The 14,310-nt window shown below is 72.4% G+C and carries 18 protein-coding genes; 8 read left to right on the forward strand and 10 right to left on the reverse strand.

Annotation, left to right across the window (positions count from 1 at the left end):
• Positions 1 to 141 precede the first annotated feature (141 nt).
• The gene (locus HII36_RS14610; RefSeq protein ID WP_173523705.1) at positions 142 to 1,056 is read right to left on the reverse strand and encodes an SDR family NAD(P)-dependent oxidoreductase; all 915 of its coding nucleotides are present in this window, start codon (positions 1,054 to 1,056) and stop codon (positions 142 to 144) included.
• Positions 1,057 to 1,733: 677 nt separating this feature from the next.
• Here HII36_RS14610 and HII36_RS14615 point away from each other — a divergent pair.
• The 4 genes from HII36_RS14615 (at position 1,734) to HII36_RS14630 (ending at position 4,735) form a co-directional block, all read left to right on the forward strand.
• Entirely contained in the window at positions 1,734 to 2,186 is a 453-nt protein-coding gene (locus HII36_RS14615) for a hypothetical protein (RefSeq protein ID WP_173523706.1), read from the forward strand.
• A gap of 45 nt (positions 2,187 to 2,231) precedes the next feature.
• Entirely contained in the window at positions 2,232 to 3,461 is a 1,230-nt protein-coding gene (locus HII36_RS14620) for a sensor histidine kinase (protein WP_173523707.1), read from the forward strand.
• Positions 3,458 to 4,123: a response regulator gene (locus HII36_RS14625; RefSeq protein ID WP_173523708.1), complete on the forward strand. Its 666-nt coding sequence runs from the start codon at positions 3,458 to 3,460 to the stop codon at positions 4,121 to 4,123. Before HII36_RS14620 ends, HII36_RS14625 begins: the two co-directional genes overlap by 4 nt.
• 78 nt (positions 4,124 to 4,201) lie before the next feature.
• Positions 4,202 to 4,735 (forward strand): VOC family protein, encoded by a 534-nt coding sequence (locus HII36_RS14630; RefSeq protein ID WP_173523709.1) that lies wholly within the window; start codon positions 4,202 to 4,204, stop codon positions 4,733 to 4,735.
• Positions 4,736 to 4,923: 188 nt separating this feature from the next.
• Here HII36_RS14630 and HII36_RS14635 read toward each other — a convergent pair whose 3' ends face one another.
• Genes HII36_RS14635 through HII36_RS14645 form a run of 3 tightly spaced genes read right to left on the reverse strand, consistent with a single transcriptional unit; the run spans position 4,924 to position 6,406 of the window.
• The gene (locus tag HII36_RS14635) at positions 4,924 to 5,550 is read right to left on the reverse strand and encodes a DNA-3-methyladenine glycosylase I (RefSeq protein ID WP_173523710.1); all 627 of its coding nucleotides are present in this window, start codon (positions 5,548 to 5,550) and stop codon (positions 4,924 to 4,926) included.
• Positions 5,547 to 5,831, reverse strand: a complete 285-nt coding sequence (locus HII36_RS14640) for a YciI family protein (protein WP_173523711.1) — start codon at positions 5,829 to 5,831, stop codon at positions 5,547 to 5,549. Before HII36_RS14640 ends, HII36_RS14635 begins: the two co-directional genes overlap by 4 nt.
• Positions 5,831 to 6,406: a TetR/AcrR family transcriptional regulator gene (locus HII36_RS14645; RefSeq protein ID WP_173523712.1), complete on the reverse strand. Its 576-nt coding sequence runs from the start codon at positions 6,404 to 6,406 to the stop codon at positions 5,831 to 5,833. Before HII36_RS14645 ends, HII36_RS14640 begins: the two co-directional genes overlap by 1 nt.
• Before the next feature lie 283 nt (positions 6,407 to 6,689).
• On the opposite strand from HII36_RS14645, the gene HII36_RS14650 reads away from it, so the two are divergent.
• Entirely contained in the window at positions 6,690 to 7,757 is a 1,068-nt protein-coding gene (locus HII36_RS14650) for a GNAT family protein (protein WP_173523713.1), read from the forward strand.
• Between the two features lie 58 nt (positions 7,758 to 7,815).
• Here HII36_RS14650 and HII36_RS14655 read toward each other — a convergent pair whose 3' ends face one another.
• Positions 7,816 to 8,670 (reverse strand): TauD/TfdA family dioxygenase, encoded by an 855-nt coding sequence (locus HII36_RS14655; protein WP_173523714.1) that lies wholly within the window; start codon positions 8,668 to 8,670, stop codon positions 7,816 to 7,818.
• Here HII36_RS14655 and HII36_RS14660 point away from each other — a divergent pair.
• Complete coding sequence (locus tag HII36_RS14660; RefSeq protein ID WP_173523715.1) at positions 8,662 to 9,066, forward strand: acyl carrier protein; 405 nt, start codon at positions 8,662 to 8,664, stop codon at positions 9,064 to 9,066. The two genes, HII36_RS14655 and HII36_RS14660, sit on opposite strands and share 9 nt — an antisense overlap.
• Here HII36_RS14660 and HII36_RS14665 read toward each other — a convergent pair.
• Positions 9,017 to 9,565, reverse strand: coding sequence for a hypothetical protein (locus HII36_RS14665; RefSeq protein WP_217369529.1), 549 nt, complete (start codon positions 9,563 to 9,565; stop codon positions 9,017 to 9,019). The two genes, HII36_RS14660 and HII36_RS14665, sit on opposite strands and share 50 nt — an antisense overlap.
• Positions 9,566 to 9,653: 88 nt before the next feature.
• Here HII36_RS14665 and HII36_RS14670 point away from each other — a divergent pair, with 88 nt between their 5' ends.
• Together HII36_RS14670 and HII36_RS14675 are read left to right on the forward strand one after the other, a co-directional pair.
• Complete coding sequence (locus HII36_RS14670) at positions 9,654 to 10,595, forward strand: LLM class flavin-dependent oxidoreductase (protein WP_173523716.1); 942 nt, start codon at positions 9,654 to 9,656, stop codon at positions 10,593 to 10,595.
• Between the two features lie 30 nt (positions 10,596 to 10,625).
• A complete protein-coding gene (locus HII36_RS14675; protein ID WP_173523717.1) occupies positions 10,626 to 11,282 on the forward strand; it encodes an O-methyltransferase in 657 nt (218 codons plus the stop codon).
• Between the two features lie 33 nt (positions 11,283 to 11,315).
• Here the strand turns inward: HII36_RS14675 and HII36_RS14680 are convergent, their stop codons facing one another.
• The 4 genes from HII36_RS14680 to HII36_RS14695 are packed head-to-tail and all read right to left on the reverse strand — an operon-like array spanning position 11,316 to position 14,291.
• Positions 11,316 to 12,380 (reverse strand): serine hydrolase domain-containing protein, encoded by a 1,065-nt coding sequence (locus tag HII36_RS14680; protein ID WP_173523718.1) that lies wholly within the window; start codon positions 12,378 to 12,380, stop codon positions 11,316 to 11,318.
• Between the two features lie 16 nt (positions 12,381 to 12,396).
• Positions 12,397 to 12,645, reverse strand: a complete 249-nt coding sequence (locus HII36_RS14685) for a phosphopantetheine-binding protein (protein WP_173523719.1) — start codon at positions 12,643 to 12,645, stop codon at positions 12,397 to 12,399.
• Positions 12,629 to 14,065 (reverse strand): AMP-binding protein, encoded by a 1,437-nt coding sequence (locus tag HII36_RS14690; RefSeq protein WP_173523720.1) that lies wholly within the window; start codon positions 14,063 to 14,065, stop codon positions 12,629 to 12,631. Before HII36_RS14690 ends, HII36_RS14685 begins: the two co-directional genes overlap by 17 nt.
• Positions 14,058 to 14,291 carry an acyl carrier protein gene (locus HII36_RS14695; RefSeq protein WP_173523721.1) on the reverse strand — a complete coding sequence of 78 codons (234 nt, stop codon included), beginning with the start codon at positions 14,289 to 14,291 and terminating at the stop codon, positions 14,058 to 14,060. The genes HII36_RS14690 and HII36_RS14695 overlap by 8 nt, the downstream gene beginning before the upstream one ends.
• Positions 14,292 to 14,310: the final 19 nt, after the last annotated feature.

Raw genomic sequence — 14,310 nt, forward strand, 5'->3', positions numbered from 1 at the left:
GCCACCGCCCCTCACCGCCACCGCCCCGCGCCGCCCGCGCGCCGCGCCGCGATCGTCGGGGCCGGATCGCCGGGATCGTGGCGATCCTGGGAACGTCGGGACCCCAGGAACGTCGGGACGGCGCCCGGCGGCCGCTGGGCGTCAGCCGGTGAGGTAGCCGCCTGAGGCGTCGATGTCGGTGCCGAGGACGGCGGTGGCGTCGTCGGAGGCCAGCCACATCACCACCCGCGCCATCTCCTGCGGTTGCACGATGCGCTTGATCGGGTAGTCCTGGGCGATCTGCTCATAGGTGACCCCGAAGGCCTCGGCCGCGCGCCGCAACATCGGCGTGTCGACGGCGCCCGGCGCGAGCGCGTTGATCCGGATGTTCTTGGCGGCGTATTCGAGTGCGGCGACCTTGGTCAGCGAGGCGACCGCGTGCTTGCTCGCGTTGTAGGGCGCGATCGTGGCGAACCCCACCTCGGCGGAGATGGACGCGGTGTTGATGATGATCCCGGCGCCCTGCCGGAGCATGTGCGGGATCTCGTACTTCATCGCGAGGAACACCCCCGCCGCGTTGACGCGCCAGACGGTCTCCAGGTCGCTCAAGGACTGCTCGTGCAAGGGCGCGGCCTTCGGGCTTTCGATCCCGGCGTTGTTGAAGGCGATGTCGACCCGCCCGTAGCGCCGTACGCACGCGTCGACGAGAGCCCGTACATCGGACTCCTTCGACACATCGGCCCGCAGGTACGTGGCCTCTCCCCCGAACGCCCTGATGGCCTGCTGGTGCCGGCGGCCCAGTTCTTCGCGCCGTCCGCAGAAGAACACGTGAGCGCCTTGCCTGGCCATCTCGTACGCCGTCGCCTGACCGATGCCGGACGTCGCTCCGGTGATCAGCACCACCTTGCGGGCGAACCGGCCCCGGCGATCAGCTCGTCCGGTGGACGGTTCGGGCGGATTCTGGGTGTTGGCCGAGGCGGGCGCGGCGGTCGCCACCCCGGCCGCCGCCAGGGCCACCAGCCCCGCGGTACCGGTGGCGAGAACTCCGCGTCTGGACATCTGGGGATCGTCAGTCATGGATCTTCCTCCTGCGCCGTCGTCAGAGGGACCCATGCTGATCAGGACGGGCTCCGGCCGTCCAATACCTGTGGCCATAACCATCGGCTATCGCCGCCGTGTCGGAACGGCCCGCAGACCGTTGGCGACCGATCCCGATGCGCTTGCCGGTGGAGGACGGACCTGATGATCGTCCACGACCTCTCGAAGGGATAAGGTCTGACCGCTGTGGCGGCCCCACCAGCGGCGGACGTCCTCGTCGCGCGTGCGCGGGTTCGCCGCCGGCCGGCCGATCGACGGGAGGGCGGAGATCGAGCCAGCGCCCGTGGCGTACCGGTTCAGGCGTGGTCATCGCGTTCGGGTGCGCGGCCGTCCACCACCATCCCGCCTTCGCCGTGACGGCCGGTGTGACCAGCCGGTGTGACCGGCCAGCGTGACCGGGCGGTGTGACCGGCTGCCGAGACAGGGCCGCTGTGACAGGCCGCCGCGACAGGGCCGCTGAGGCGTACGTCGAGACGCGTACGGCGGTCGCGACTTCGGGCCGACGACGGGCCGGACCCCGGTTCCCTAGCGTGACCAGGGTCCGAACCGTTGCGAGCCCGTGAGTGAGATGCGATGCGACACCGATCGTCCCCCGCCGCCCCCAGACCCGCCGCACCGGCCGTCGCCGCCCTGCCCGGGGCCGCCGGGAGTGCGTCGTGAGGCGGCGGCGGCTGGGCCTGTCCGCGTGGGCGATCCTGGGGCTGGCCGCGCTCGGCGTGCCGCGCGTGGTCGCGCACGACCTGCGGCTCGCCGGGCCGGCGGTGAACGCGTTGCTGGTGTTCGTCCCGATCGCGGTCTGGGCGGCCGTGGTGTTGTGGCGGCGGGTGCCGAACCCGTTCCTGACGCTGCTCGCCGTGGGGGCCGTCCACGGCGTCCTGCTCGGCGTGACCCATCAGCTCCTCTGGGACGCGTCGTTCGGCGGCGAACCGCCGCGCCTCGGCGGCACGCTCGCCGGTGCGCTGTCGCCGGCCGCTGAGGGGCTGCTGCTGCGCGGGTTCGCGCTGCTCAGCAGCCTGGCGACCGGCCTCGGGACGGGTGCGGCGGTCGGCGCGGCGGCCTGGGTGATCAGCAGGATCGTGCCGGGCTTCCGTCCGCACCCGCGAGACTGACCAGAGCAGACGTCACGGAAGCGGGCGAAGAGTACGAACGACATCATGCACGGCGAACCGTCCGAGGCGCGCGGTATCGCGGCCGATCTCGCCCTGGCCATGCTGGTGCTGGTCGTCGTCGGCACCGCCGTCACCGCGGACGTCGGGAACGCCTCGGCCGGGCCGGGGCCGGCGGCGTACGCGTTCGGCGGGCTGCTGGCCGGGCTCATGTTCGTCCGGCGCCGCTGGCCGGTCGCGACGCTCCTCGCCACGGCCGCCGCCCTGATCGTGTACTACCGGCTGTCGTACCCGCCGATCGGCCTGGCCGCGCCGCTGGGAGCGGCGTTGTTCTCCGCCGCCGAGCAGGGCAGGCTCCGCTGGTCCATCGGGACGGCGGCCGTCCTGCTCGCCGTCTCGACCACGCAGCGGATCGCCGAGGGGGACGACCCGGCGTACGTGCTCGGCTTCGAGAGCGTGACCACCGTCGGGCTGATGGCCACCGCCATCGCGCTGGGCGACGCCGTGCGCGCCCGCCGAGGCTGGCGGGCCGAGCTGGCCAGACGCGAGCACGCGGCGGCGCTGGAACGCGAACGCGAGGCGGCCAGGCGGCTGGAAGGCCAGCGCCTGCGCATCGCCAGGGACCTGCACGACCTGCTCGCGCACACGGTGTCGGTGATCTCGCTGCACACCGACGCGGCACGCGAGTCGCTGCGCGACGCCCCCGACGTGGCCGAACGGTCGCTCGCGGCGGCCCGCGCCGCCTGCGCCGACGTCAACCGCGAGCTGCGGATGACGCTCAAGGCGCTGCGCGGCGCCAACGCGGGCACCGGGAGCACCGGGAGCACCGGGAGCGACGGAGACGGAGACGGCCCGGTTCCCGGTCTGGACCGGCTCGGCGCGCTCGTGGACACGGCCGCCGCGGCGGGGCTCGACATCGAGGTACGCGTCTCCGGCCCGTCGGTACGGCTGCCCGCGATCTCGGACGCGACCGCCTACCGGGTGGTTCAGGAGGCGCTGAGCAACGTTCTCCGGCATGCCGCGGCGCGGGCCGTCCGCATCGACCTCGACTACGGCGCCGACGAGCTGCTGCTGCGCGTCCGCGACGACGGACGCGGCGACGGACGCGGCGACGGACGCGGCGACGGACGCGGCGATCAGGGCGCCGGCCGGCCCGGCTGGGGGCTGGCCGGCATGCGCGAACGGCTGACGCTGCTGGGCGGCGACCTGCGCACGTCCTCACCGCCGGACGGCGGTTTCCTGGTCGAGGCCGGCATCCCGCTGCGGGACCCGGCATGATCCGGGTGGTGATCGTGGACGACCAGCACCTGGTCAGGGAGGGACTGCGGCTGCTGCTCGACCGCGCCGAGGACATCACCGTCGCCGGTGACGCGGGAAGCGCCGACGAAGGCGTGGAGCTGGTCGGCCGCCTCCGTCCCGACGTGGTGCTCATGGACATCCGCATGCCGGGACGCGACGGCCTGGACGCCACCCGGCACATCACCGCAGATCCAGACCTGCGGCACGTCCAGGTCATCGTGCTCACGACGTTCGACACCGATGACAACCTGCACGAGGCGCTGCGGGCCGGAGCCGCCGGGTTCCTGCTCAAGGACACCACGCCGGAGGGCATGCGCGAGGCGGTGCGCGTGGTCGCGGGCGGGGACGCGCTGCTGTCGCCCGCTGTGACCCGCCGCGTCATGCGTGCCGCCGCGGCAGGTGCCCGCCCTGAGGCCGCGGCGCGGCTCGACGTGCTGACCGACCGGGAACGGGAGGTGCTGGCGGAGGTCGGCGCGGGACGCGGCAACGCCGAGATCGGCCGGCGGCTGTCGATCAGCCCGGCGACCGCCCGCACCCATGTCGGACGGCTGCTGACCAAGCTCGGCGCGCGCGACCGGACGCAGCTCGTCGTGCTGGCGTACGAGACGGGACTGATCACCCCCGGCGGCCACGAGCACTGAACACCGCCCAGAAAGGCGTCCTTCGGACCGATTCCATCGCGGCACGAATCTGACCGCGATCGTCTCTAGCCTCACGGTATGCAGAAGACCAAGCAAGATCCCGAACCTCAGGGCGAGAACACCGTCAACGGATTCGTCGTCGTCGACGGAGCCGCGCCTTTCATCGACTTCCTCGTCGCCGTCTTCGACGCGACCGAGCGGGAGGAAGCCCGCACCCCTGACTTCTACGCCGAAGACGGAACGCTGATCCACGCCGAGGTCAAGATCGGCAACTCGTTGCTCATGGTCGCCGACCGCAAGGCCGGCTGGCCGTTCACCCCGGCCCTGACCCAGGTGTACGTCGCCGACCCCGAGGAGACGCTGCGCCGAGCGGTCGAACGCGGCGCGACCGTCGTCACTCCGGCGTCTCCCTTCTACGGCGGGTACGGCATCGCCCGGTTCCTCGACCCGTGGCGCAACCTGTGGTGGCTGTTCTTCCCATCGGCGGAACCCGATCCGGCGGCCGGGGAAGAGCCGAGCTGGGAGGAACCCGTTGAACCCGGACCCGTCTACACGACGCTGCTCGAAACGATGGCCACGCTGACCGATCCCCGCGCGGGTGTCGCTGGATAGCCTGACCGTAACCTTCACCCCTCGGCCCCGTGACGGGCGCCACGGGTGCGCCGACGTGCCGCCCCGCCGCCCCCGCTCGGGCCGGCACGTCGGCGCCGTGCACTGCTTCACCTGCAAGACGTTCCGAACTTCCAGCGGGTCGGGCAGGAACCAGCGCACGGTCAGCTTCCGGCCCGCGATCGGCGACCCTACATAGCGGCCATACGCCGTCGGGGCCGGACGAACGCCTCACGAGCCGCCCCAGCCTCGGACCGGATGACGCACTCCTCGACGTGATCGTTGATCAGCCCAATCGCCTGCAGAAACGCGTACACGGTGGTAGGCCCGACGAACTTCCAGCCCTGCCTGCGCAGATCCTTCGACAGCGCGATCGAGGCCGGTGACGTCGAGACGGTCTGCGGTTCGGGCAGCTCACCGTCGTCGGGCTCGTAGCGCCAGACGAAGGCCGCGAGGCTTCCCTCGCGCTCGATCAGCTCTTCGGCGCGGCGGGCGTTGTTGACGACGGCCTCGATCTTGCCCCGATGACGGACGATGCCGGCGTCCAGCAGCAGACGCTCCACGTCGCGCTCGCCGAACCCGGCGACGGCGGCGATGTCGAAGCCAGCGAAGGCGGCGCGGAAGTTCTCGCGCTTGGCCAGGATGGTGCGCCAGCTCAGACCGGACTGGAAGCCTTCCAGGCTGATCTTCTCGAACAGCCGGGTGTCGTCGGCGACGGGGAATCCCCACTCGGTGTCGTGGTAGGCGAGGAATTCCGGGGCGCCGCCGCTCCAGGGGCAGCGCGGTTCGCCGTCCGGGCCGATGAACGGTGGCGTCACAGCAGGAACCCCAGCCGCTCGTCCGCCCTGCCCGGCGCGATCTCGATGATCTCCGCGGTGACGACGTTCTCGGCCACGAAGGGGTCCTCCTTCACCCGCTTCTCCAGCTCGGCGAGCGAGGTGCCGTGCGCCAGAACCGCGCCGCCGAGGCCCGGCAGGATGCTGCCTACCAGCAGGAACACGCCGTCGTCCAGGCCGCGCTCGATCCACTCCTGGTGGCCGCTCAGGTGCCGGCCGGCGGCGTCCTTGTTCTCGGCGAACCGCAGCAGGACCACGAACATCAGATCTCTCGTTTCTCGTAGGCGCTCAGCCAGTCGCGCATCCGGTCGACCTCGCGCCGGACGAATTCCTCGTCGCCGAAGGCCTGGGACAGCACCGCGACGCCCTGGCTGAAGGCGAGCACGTGCATGGCCAGCTCGTCGGCCTGCTCGGCGTGCCCCAGCAGCGTGAACTGCTCGCGCAGCCAGTCGCGGAACAGCGTGAACAGCCGCCGGGCCTGATCCCGCAGGGTGTGGTCGAGCTTGGCGAGCTCGGTGTTCAAGGTGCCGACCGGGCAGCCGTACCGCCGGATGTCCGGGCCGTTGGTCAGCACGATCTCGACGAACCGCAGGATGCGGCCGCCTGGCGTCGGCTGCTCGTCCTCCCACTGCTCCAGCATCCGCCGGGTGCCGGCCAGCCGGGATTCGATCACCGCGTCCAGGATCGCGTCCTTGGACTTGAAGTGGTAATAGAAGTTGCCGCGCGACAGGCCCACCGCCGCGGCGATGTCGGCGAACGAGGTGTGCTCGTAGCCGCGGTGGTAGAACAGCCGGTCCGCGGACTCGACGATCTGGTCACGGGTCGCCGCGCCACTCATCAGCCCCTCCTTCGACCACGCCCGCCCACTAGGACGCTTGACCTAACGGACCCTAGGTCAGTTGTCCTAGCGAGGTCAAGCCGGCCCATGTCACCCCTCTCGGACTGCCGGCTCACCACTTACGGCTGAGGTGCGCGGGCGCGTTCCCGATGAGGGATGAGGACGCCACCGCGAAGGGCCGGCGCCTCGGGTGGTGCGCTTCCGACGGTGGCCATGGCCGCTTTCGTGGAGCGGAGGCTACGGTGGCCTCCCCGATCCCCGTTTCCCGTACAGGACGGACCGCATGCACACTCCCCTCCCGCGTACGGACGACCCGTCCCTGGTCATCGAGGTCGTGGAGCCGGAGGACGCCCAGGACGTCCTGGAGTTCAGTGACTGGACGGCGGCCGGGCTCGCGCTCTCGCCGTCGCGGCTTCGCGCGGTGAGCCGTGACCGGCGACGGCACACCCGCTGGGCGGTCGCGCGACGGGGCGCGAGGGTCGTCGGGCTGCTGGGGATGTACCGCTGGACGAGCGCGACGGCAGGCGATCCGAGCTGGGATCCCCGGGTGGTCGCCCCGTCCCTCTGGGGCTCCTCGCCCGACGACGCGCGGAGGTGGTGTCACGTCGGCGGGTGCGTGGACCTCCTGTCGGGGGTGACGCTCAGCGCGGCCGACGAGCCGGCGCGGCGTGAGGCCGTCGGCCGTCGGCTCGTGCGGGCCGCGTTCGACGCGTGCCTCGATGAGGGGCTGGAGCCGGTGAGCCTCTACCTCCGGCCCGGGGACTTCGAGCTCTTCCGCCACGCGCTGGGGCCCGCCGCCGTGTTCGCCCCGCTGTCCGCCAACGCGATCATCGACGTGGCCGGCGGCTCCGTGGACGAGTACGTGGCCACGCTCGACAAGAAGCGCAGATACCGCATCCGCCAGGAGGGCGCGCGGCTCGACGCGCTGGGGCTGCGCGCGGACCGGGCCGACCCGCTCGGCGTCCTCGGGGAGGCCGCGCCGCTGATCGCCCTGGTCAAGGCGCGGCACGACGTGGCCGACCACCCGGCGTTGATCGAGCTGAGGCTGCGGGAGTGGGCGGCGGGCGACGCCGACGAGTTCCGCGCGCTGGTCGTGCGCGACGGCCGGGGGCGGATGGCCGGTGTGTCCTTCGTCGCCCGGCGCGGCCGGCGGGTCGAACTGTACGAGATCGGGCTGGCCGACGAACCTGAGGAGCGGCATCTCGTCTACACCGAGTTGCTGGTGCACGCTCCGTTGCGGTACGCCGTCGACCATGGCTGCTCGGTCCTGGACCTGGGCATGGACGCGCCGCGGCCGAAGACGCTGAGGGGCGCCCGCCTGGAACAGGTCTGGGCGCTCGGCGTGCGCTGACGAGGGCTCGGCGTACGGTGACGGGGTTCGGCGTGCGCTGACGCGGTCCCGAACGGCCTCAGGTCACCGGCCGCCCCACGATGCGCAGGCGTTTGAGGTGCCGGCGACGGGTGGCGGGGTGGGGCCGGGCGGTGCGGCCGTGGAAGAAGACCCGGTTGTCGAAGACGACGAGCAGTCCGGGCTCCCACTGGACGGCCGTGGCGGGGCCGGGGTCGTACATGGCGGCCAGCAGCGCGCCGATGGCGGCGTTCACCTCTTCCGCAGCGGCGTCCGCCTCGGTGACCCACTCCAGCGGCTGCGCCATGAAGTCCCGGAAGGAGAAGACCGGCCGGCCGTTCTCCGTCCGCGTGAGCCTCAGCCGGGGGTCGCCGTGCCGGTAGCGGGTGGCCCGCAGGATCGCCAGTTCGTCCTCCGTCAGCCGCCCGGCGACGCTCGCCATGGGGGTCAGCACGGTCAGCGCGGCCCCGGGATCGTCGCCGGGCTCGCGGCACATGAGCGCGAGGTAGCGCGGCTGTTCCGCCACCGGCCGGCCGCTGCTCTCGCTGTGCAGGGACAGGTAGTTGGCCGCGAACGGCTGCAGGCTCGCGTCCATGGTCTCCTCGTGCGAGCTGATCAGGTTGAGCACGACCCGGTCCTCGACGAACGGCTGCACCGCGGGGTCGGTCTCGGCCATGGGGCTGCCCAGCGCCGCGCCGAGCTCGCGGAATTCGCCGTTGGTCAGCGGCCGGTCGAAGCGGCGCAGGGCGAGGCCCGTCTCCGCCAGGTCGGCGAGCAGGCCGTCCGCGGGCACCGGGCCGGACCGGACGGCCGGGGCCGGGCCGACGCGTGGCAGGCCCGAGCCGTCACGCAGCAGCCCGTCCCTGAGCCGCGCATGCGGGTCGTCCGGACTTTCCACGAATTCGCCATGACTCACGCCTGGGACTCCTTTTCCGGCGAACACGTAAAATCGATGACCACCTCACTCTGCAAGAAAGCCGGGCCGCCGGACAAGCATTCTCCGGCACCGCATCCCATCATTGACGGGGAATCCGCACGGCTGTTAGTAAGCGTCGATATGGATGAATGCATCGACGAGATCACCGCCGCCGTCCGCCGGCACATCGCGGATGAGCACGAGTCCCGGCTGGTGGGTCCCGACACCGCGCTCTCCGACCTCGGGTTCGGGTCGCTGCGCATGGTCGCCCTCATGGTCGACGTGGAGGAGAACCTTTCGGTCTCCTTCCCCTCGGAGATGATCAACGCTCAGACGTTCAGGACCGTCAGGAGCGTGGCCGACGCGGTCGCGAAGCTGCTCTCGACGCCGTCATGACCGGGCGCAGCGGCTTCCTGAGGCTCACGAAACGCCGGGGGCCGTCCGACCCGACCGGGCCGGACTGGACGAACCCCAGGCCGCGCAGCAGCGCGAGGGTGTCCGCGAGGTCGGGGTTGGCCTCGGCCAGCAGTTCGCCGGCGCCCGACGCGACGGCCAGCTCGACGGCCCTGCGCACGCACCGTACGCCGATGAGCCGCCCCGCATCGATCAGCCGGGGTGCCACGCACAGGCGGCTGAGGTTGGCCGGACGGTCGCCGGGCTCGGCGCGCGGCCGGGTGAGGGTGAAGGAGCCGGCGATCTCGTCGCCGGCCATCAGCAGGTGCACGGCGCCTTCGGCGACCAGTTGCTCGGTGCGCGCCAACCGGCGCACCGGCCGCGGAGAGCCCCATCGGGCCGCCTGGTGGGCGTCACAGTCGCGCAGCAGCGCGTGGACCGGCCAGGCGTCACGGGCCACCAGCCACGCCCAGTCCGCCGCGGGAATTTCCGGAGCTGACATATCTCACCCGTTCGCTCGCAGGCATCGAGAATCGGCGAACAATCTTCCTATCTCCCTTCTCCAGAAAAAGCGAGGCGAGAAAACGCATATGCACGACACCGGGATCCGTTTCGGGCTGCACTCTGGCCAGCAGTATCGGAGCATCGACGAATGCCGCGAGCTGTGGCGGCGTGCCGAGGAGCTCGGCTTCGACCTTCTGTCGGTCTTCGACCATCTCCGGCCACCGCTGGGCGGCCCCGCCGGGCCCTGTTTCGAGGGCACGACCCTGCTCGCCGCGATGGCCGCGAGCACGAGCCGGATCCGCTGCGTCATGCTGGTCTCGGCGGTGACCTGGCGGCATCCGGCGATCACGGCGGCCGTGGCGGCCACCGTCGATCACATCTCGGGGGGCCGGCTGGAGTTCGGCATGGGGGCCGGCGGCCCCGACCTGGGCTACGAGCAGTACGCCATCGATCTCCCCCGCCGCCCGGCCCGGCTGGAGATGCTCGACGAGGCATGCGAGGTGCTGCGCGGGCTGTGGAGCGGCCGTGAGTCGTCCTTCGCCGGGACGCACTACCGCCTCGACCGCGCCCACCTCCAGCCGCCACCGGTGCAGCGGCGTCTCCCGCTGGTGATCGGCGGCGAGAGCGACGAGATCCTGCGGATCGCCGCCCGCCACGCGGACGTGTGGAACACGATCGTGTCCGACCCCGGCGAGTACCGGGAGAAGCTGGCGCGGCTGGCCCGCCACTGCCGGGACGCCGGCCGCGACCCCGGCGAGATCCGCAAATCGGTGACGTTCCGGGCGGCGCTGGCCGGCGACGAGAGCGAGGCACGGCGCCGTCGCGCCCGGCTCTCCGCGACGCTGCCGCCGGAGGTCCTGCGGGAGTACCTGACCTTCGGCACGCCCGAGCGGTGCGCCGAGGACCTGCGCGTCTACCGGGAGCTCGGGGTCGGTGACTTCGTGCTCGGCGCCAGGCCCCCGATCGACTGGACGACGGTGGAGCTGGTCGCGCGAGAGGTCGCCCCCGCGCTGCGCGAAGCCTTTTGAGACGCCGCGATCGGGGTTAGCGTCGCCTCCGTGTCCCCCAAAACCTTCACTCTCAGCAATGAGCTGCACGCCTACGTCGTCGCCCACGGCAGCGAGCCCGACGACGTGGCCAAGCGGCTGACCGCGGAAACCCGCGAGCGGTTCCCCGACGACGCGGGCATGATGATCTCTCCGGAACAGGCCAGGTTCCTCACCCTCATGACCAAGGTGTGCGGGGCCGGGCACGCCGTCGAGGTCGGCACGTTCACCGGCTACTCCGCGCTGGCCATCGCCCGCGGGCTGCCCCAGGACGGGAGGCTGACCTGCTTCGACACCTCGGCCGAGTACACCGGCGTGGCACGCAGGTTCTGGGCGGAGGGCGGCGTGCTCGGCCGCATCGAGTTGCGGGTCGGCCGGGCCGAGGAGAGGCTGCGCGAGCTTCCCGCCGAGCCCGGGATCGACCTGGCCTTCATCGACGCGGACAAGACCGGCTACCCGACGTACTGGGAGGAGATCGTCGTCCGGACGCGGCCGGGCGGCCTGATCTTCGTGGACAACGCGCTGCGGGGCGGGCGGGTCCTGAGCCCGGGTGATTCCGCCGACGTGCGGGCCGTGGTGGAGTTCAACGCCATGGCGCGCGAGGACGACCGGGTGGAGATCGTGCTGCTGCCGATCGGCGACGGGCTGCTGATGGCCCGCCGCCTGTGACGGGCGGCGGCCCGGTCGCCGGGGCCGCCGCCCTCACTGCCCGGCCAGCGCCTGGTACACGTCCGTGACCAGCAGGTTCGCCAGGCCGCGCAGCAACGGCTCGCGTACGGTGGTGTTGGCCACGAACGCGATCACCAGCCCGCGGTCGAGGTCGGCGACCGACAGGACGGTCACGTATCCGGTGTGCCCCACGATCCTGGCGCCGGAGGGGGCCCCGAACCAGCCGGGCTCGGTGCAGAACCCTCGGCTCCAGCTCAGGTCCAGCCCCTGGAAGTACTCGTCGGCCAGCCCCACCCGGAGCGGCGCGCAGAAGTGCTCGACGGCCTGCTCGGACAGCAGCCGCGTGCCGTTCCACACCCCGCCCGCCGCGATCGCTTCGAGTGGCCGCGCCAGCTCCGCCACGGGGCCCCACATCTCGGTGCCCGGCCACCGCTCCTCGTCGGGGAACGAGATCTGCGTGCGCAGTTCGCCCTCCGCCGTCCGCTCGGACAACGCCCCCTCGGGCACCGGAACGTCGTCCCGGTCGAAGCCCGGCCCCAGGAACGCCACGGTCCGGGACATGCCCAGCTCGTCCAGGACGTCCTCGCGGATGACGTCGTGGTAGTCGCGGCCGGTGACCCGCTGGATCACCTCGGAGAGCACCAGCCAGGAGCTCATCGCCTCGTACGCGGCCCGCTCTCCCGGAGGGGCGGCGATCGTGGCCCGGCAGACGTGGCGCAGCGCCGCCGCACGGTCCAGCCCCCAGGGAGGCTCGCCCCCGCTCTCGTAGACCACCGTGTGCGTCAGGAGATGGTCGAGCGTCACGTCCTGCTTGCCGCCGGTCGCGAACTCGGGGATGACGTCGCCGACCCGCATCCCGGTGACGAGCCGGCCGCGGTCGAAGAGGCGGGCGAGGGCGATGACCGTCAGCGGTTTGCCCGCGCACATCCACGGCATGCGGTGCTCCACGGTCAGCGGCTCGTCGGCCAGGAACTCGCCGAACGCCTCATGCCACACGGGCCGCCCGCGCAGGGACACGTACACCTGCACGCCCAGCCGTCCGCCGGGGCCGACGGCCGCCGCGACCCGCGCTCGCGCCCCGTCCAGCGGTCCGGTCATCGCGGCGAGCTTCCCCTTAGGCATCTGTGTCCCGCAGCTCCGCCAGACGCTCGGCGAACAGCCGCGGCGTCGGTGCGGTGATCAGGGCGTCGAGCGGGATCCGCAGCCCGAACGCCGTCCGCGCGCGCTGCAGCAATCGGACCGCGTGGATCGACGTGCCGCCCGCGTAGAAGAAGTCCGTGTCCTGGCCGGCCTCGGGCTGTTCCAGCAGCTCCCGCCACAGGTCCAGCAGCGCGGGCAGGAACTCGTCAACGGCCGTGGTCATGCGTGGCGCTCCTCGGTGTCAGGGTCTCGGCGATGCGCACCCGGTCGAGCTTTCCCGCGGTCGTGCGGGGCAGCGACCCGGCCAGGTGCAGGCTGCGCGGCAACATCGGGGCGGGCAGCCGGTCGGCCAGCCATCGGCGCAGTTCGCGGGTGGTGACCTGGCCGCGCGTGGTGACGGCCGCCGCCAGTGTGCCGCCGTCGTGCCGGTCGCCCGCCACGAGCACGACGATCGCGTCCACCACCGACGGGTGCTCCTCGAGCACCGCCTCGATCTCGCCCAGCTCGATCCGGTGGCCCCGGAGCTTCACCTGCGTGTCCGACCGGCCGAGGAACTCCAGCGAACGGTCGGCCCGGTAGCGGGCGCGGTCACCGGTGCCGTACGCGGGCGCGGCGTCCGTGCCCCTGGCGGCGAACCTGGGGTCCTGCTCGGGGCCGGCGCCGAGATAGCCGTCGGCGAGGCCGGCCCCCGACAGGACGATCTCGCCCGCCGTCCCCGGCCCAGTCACTTGGCGGTCGCCATCGAAGAGCCGCAGCGTCGTGCCGGGCAGGGGCTCGCCCAGGGAGATCTCGTGGTCAGGCGACACCCGCCAGGCGGTGGCCCAGATGGTCGCCTCGGTGGGGCCGTACAGGTTCCACAGCTCGTCACCGCACGGCAGCAGCGCCTGTGCCAGGGACTTCGTCATCGGCTCACCGCCGCACCACAGCGTGAGCCCGCGCCGGCCGGACCAGCCCGACGCCAGCATGAGCCGCCAGAACGAGGGGGTCGCCTGCACGACGGCGGGCCGGTAGGTCTCCACGGCGGCGCCGAAGCGGTCCGTGTCCACGCGGGCGCGCCGGTCCACGGCGACGACGCTGCCACCGGTGACCATCGGCAGCAGCGTCTCCGCGAGCGCGATGTCGAAGGAGACGGCGGTCAGCGCGAGGAACGAGTGGTCGGCGCCGAAGCCGGGAACCCGGCGCAGGCCGTCGAGCCGCTCCGCCAGCGCCCGGGCGGAGACGTGCACGCCCTTGGGCCGGCCGGTGGAGCCCGAGGTGAACATCACGTAGCCGGGGTCGGCGAGCGGCCACGCCGGTCCGGGGTCCGCGACCCGGGACACGCGCAGGGCGAAGGGCCCCGTCTCGGTGAGCACGGCGCGCGCCCCGGCGGACTCCAGCACCTGACGCCGCCGGGCGGCCGGCATGGTCGTGTCGAGCGGCAGGAAGGCCATGCCCAGCCGTAGCGCGGCCAGCATCCCGACCAGTGCGGTCTCGGGCGCGGTCACCTCCAGCGCCACCACGTCGCCCGCCGCGGCGCGGCGGCCCAGCTCGGGGGTGACGGCCTCCACCCGGCCGATGAGGTCCGCGTAGGTGAGGTCGTGCAGACCGGTCACCGCCGCCCGCTCCGGCGGGTGACCGGTCACCAGCGACCACAGGTCAGCCATGGCGCGCCTCCGCGAGCGCGGCCACGAGCCCGCTGACCGTGGGGTCGGCGAAGAAGTCGCCGAGGTCCATCTTGACGCCGAACTCGTGGTGCACGCGGTCGACCAGTTCCACGGCCATGAACGAGTTTCCGCCCAGTTCGAAGAAATTGTCGTCGTCGGCGACGTCGTCTCCGTCGAGCGCCTCCCGCACGAGGCGCCGCATGGGCCCGAACAACTCCTCGTCCACCGATTCTCTCCCCTTTCAG

It is taken from the genome of Nonomuraea antri, from assembly GCF_013283785.1.
Taxonomy (GTDB): Bacteria; Actinomycetota; Actinomycetes; order Streptosporangiales; family Streptosporangiaceae; genus Nonomuraea; species Nonomuraea antri.